The sequence below is a fragment of the Saccharomonospora iraqiensis subsp. paurometabolica YIM 90007 genome (assembly GCF_000231035.2).
Taxonomy (GTDB): domain Bacteria; phylum Actinomycetota; class Actinomycetes; order Mycobacteriales; family Pseudonocardiaceae; genus Saccharomonospora; species Saccharomonospora paurometabolica.
In genome coordinates, this window is record NZ_KI912253.1 from 12836 (window position 1) to 16286 (window position 3451).

General features: G+C 75.3%; 2 protein-coding genes. One reads left to right on the forward strand and one right to left on the reverse strand.

Features of this window, described 5'->3' with window-relative positions:
- A partial coding sequence (locus tag SACPADRAFT_RS30780) for a DEAD/DEAH box helicase (protein ID WP_007026977.1) occupies positions 1-2053 on the reverse strand: 2053 nt, incomplete at its 3' end.
- A 187-nt stretch (positions 2054-2240) separates the two neighbouring features.
- Between SACPADRAFT_RS30780 and SACPADRAFT_RS0217935 the strand changes: the two genes are divergently transcribed.
- The coding region (locus tag SACPADRAFT_RS0217935) for an Hsp70 family protein (RefSeq protein ID WP_007026976.1) at positions 2241-3451 on the forward strand (1211 nt) is incomplete at its 3' end.

Consider the following 3451-nt stretch of genomic DNA (forward strand, 5'->3'; position numbering starts at 1 on the left):
CCAGGTACGCCAGCAGGTTCTCCCGCGCGCGCTCGTCCAGACCGGCCTCGGCGGCCCGGCGCAGCGCGTCCTCCCGGTCCGCCGAGCTCACCGTGCGCAGGAACGCCCCGAGCGCCCGGCCGAGCTCCAGCGGACGTCCGGGCGCGTCCCCCTTCCAGAACGGCATCCGCGCCGGCTGCCCCGGAGCCGGCACCACGATCACCCGGTCGTGCGTGATGTCGGTGATCCGCCAGGACGACGTGCCCAGCAGGATCGTGTCCCCGACCCGGGACTCGTAGACCATCTCCTCGTCCAGCTCACCCACCCGGCGCCCCGCACGGTCGCCCTCGTCCGGCGGCGTGGTCACGGTGAACAACCCGCGGTCCGGGATCGTCCCGCCGGAGGTCACCGCGAGCCGCTGGGCCCCCGGCCTGCCCTCCAGCACCCCGGTGACCCGGTCCCAGGTGATCCGCGCACGCAGCTCGCCGAACTCCTCGCTCGGGTACCGCCCCGCCAGCATGTCCAGCACCGCGGACAGCGCGTCGTCCGGCAGCGACGTGAACGGCGCCGCCCGCCGCACGGTGGTGGCGACCTCCGCGACCGTGCGCGCCTCGATCGCCACCATCGCCACGAGCTGCTGCGCCAGCACGTCCAGCGGGTTGCGCGGATACCGCACGGCCTCGATCGCGCCGGCGGCCATGCGTTCGGCCACCACCGCGCACGAGACGAGGTCACCACGGAACTTCGGGAACATCACCCCGCTCGACGTCGCCCCGACGTGGTGGCCCGCGCGCCCGACGCGCTGCAGCCCGGACGCCACCGTCGGCGGCGCCTCGACCTGCACCACGAGATCCACCGCACCCATGTCGATACCCAGCTCCAGCGACGACGTGGCCACCACGCACGGCAGCCGCCCCGACTTGAGCTCCTCCTCGGTGTGGGTGCGCTGGTCCCGCGACATCGACCCGTGGTGCGCCCGGGCGATCACCGGGTCGGCACCCGTGCTCGCCCCGGACTGGGCGATCGCCTCCGCCGGGAAGGTGTCGCCGGCGGTGAGGTCGGTCCGTTCGGCGGCCAGCTCGTTCAGCCGCGCGGTCAGCCGTTCCGCGAGCCGCCGCGAGTTCGTGAACACGATCGTCGACCGGTGCCCACGGATCAGCTCCAGGACACGTTCCTCCACGGCGGGCCAGATGGACGCCCGCGGTGCCGCCCCGTCCCCCGTCCCCGGCGCGGCGGAGGCGGGGACGTCCTCGTCCTCGCTCGGCAACGGGGGTGGCTCCGCCTCCCCCGCGTCCGACCCGTCCGCCCCCGGGGCCGACCGCGGCGCGTCGAGCGCGGCCATGTCCTCCACCGGCACCTCGACCCGCACCTCGACCGTCTTCGGGTGCTCGGGCTGCACCACCCGCACCGGCCTGCCCCCGGCGAGGAACGTCCCGATCTCCTCGACCGGCCGGACCGTCGCCGACAGCCCGATCCGCTGCGCGGGCGCGTCCAACAGCTCGTCCAACCGCTCCAGCGAGAGCGCCAGGTGGGCCCCGCGCTTGCTCCCCGCCACGGCGTGCACCTCGTCCACGATGACCGTCTCGACGCCGCGCAGCGACTCCCGTGCCGACGAGGTCAGCAGCAGAAACAGCGACTCCGGGGTGGTGACGAGGACGTCCGGCGGGGTGCGGGTGAACGCCCGGCGCTCGGCCGCGGTGGTGTCGCCGGTGCGGGTCCCCACGGTGATCTCCGGTGGGGCGAGACCCAGCCGCCGGGCGGACTGGGACAGGCCGGTCAGCGGCGCCCGCAGGTTGCGCTGCACGTCCACCGCGAGCGCCTTCAGCGGCGACACGTACAGCACCCGGCATCGCCGGGTGGGCGTTTCGGGTGGGGGGCTGGTCGCCAGCCGGTCGAGTGCCCACAGGAACGCCGCGAGCGTCTTGCCGGAACCGGTGGGGGCCACGACCAGCGCGTGCTCACCCGCGTGCGCGGCCCGCCACGCCCCGTCCTGCGCCGCCGTGGGCTCGGCGAACGCGCCCGCGAACCAGTCGCGGGTCGCGGGGGAGAAGAGATCGAGTACGGCGCTGTCCACACCCCCATCATGCGTGCCGCGGTGACGGAACCGCCCCGTCGGAGCGGACGCGGGTACCGCTCCGGGCGCCGCCGACCGGCCGGCCGGTCCCCTCCCGGGGACGCCGACGCCGAGGGGCGTGTCACCCCCGCGGGGGGTCGTGACAGCATCACCGACGGTCCACCGGACGCGTGACAAGGGGGAAACTGTGGGGATTCTGTCCGTCGATCTCGGGACGTCCAATACGGTCGCCGTGCTCTCCGTGCCCGGGAGGGCGACCCGGGTGGTCGAGGTCGACGGCTCGGCGACGATGCCCTCGGCCGTGTTCGCCGAGGAAGGCGGCGAACTCCTCGTCGGCAGGGACGCCGAACGGCGCGCCCGGCTGGACCCGACCCGGTTCGAGCCCAACCCCAAACGCCGTGTCGACGAGCAGGCGCTGGAGCTCGGTACGGACTCCGTCCCGGTGGACGAGGCGCTGGCCGCGGTGCTGCGCCGGGTGTACGACGAGACGGTCCGGCAGCTCGGCGGCACCCCACCGGAGCAGATCCGGCTCACCCACCCCGCCGAGTGGGGGCCGCGGCGCCGGGAGGTGCTGCTCGCGGCCGCCCGCGGGGCGGGCATGGACGCCGACGACCGGACCGTCACCCTGGTCCCGGAACCCGTCGCCGCGGCGGCGCACTTCGCGTCCTTCCCGGGCAAGTCGCTGGAGCCCGGCCGCACCCTGGCGGTCTACGACCTGGGCGCGGGCACCTTCGACGTGGCCGTTCTGGGCGCCACGCCCACCGGGTTCACCGTGCTCGCCGAGGAGGGCCTGCCGGACCTCGGCGGCCTCGACGTCGACCGGGCACTGCTGGAGCACGTCGGCCGCGCGGTGTCGCACAGCGACCCGCAACGCTGGCAGCGGCTGCTGCGTCCGGAGTCCACCACCGACCGGCGCGCCCGCCGGACGCTGTTGGAGGACGTCAAGGCCGCCAAGGAGGCCCTGTCCCGGTTGCCGCGGACCGAGGTGCCGATGCCGGAGCCGTTCACCGACGTGGTGGTCACCCGCTCCGAGCTGGAGGCCCTGGTCCGGCCGACGATGCTGCGCAGTGTCGAACTGCTCGAGGCCACCGTCCGGGCCGCCGGTGTGGAGCCGGGCCTGCTCGCCGACATCTACCTGGTCGGGGGCTCCAGCAGGCTGCCCCTCGTGGGGGACCTGATCGAGGACAAGCTCGGTGTGTCGCCCTCCAGCCTCGACCAGCCGGAGACCGCGGTCGCGTTCGGCGCCCACCACGTCGGCCCGGACGGCCGGACCACGGGTACCGAACAGGTCGACGGCGCGACGCTCGGGGCCGCGGGGGCGACCTCTCCGGCCTTCCCACCGGTCGGGCCGACCGGCCAGGGGCCCCGGTCCCCGCACACCAGCGGTCCCCACCCGCC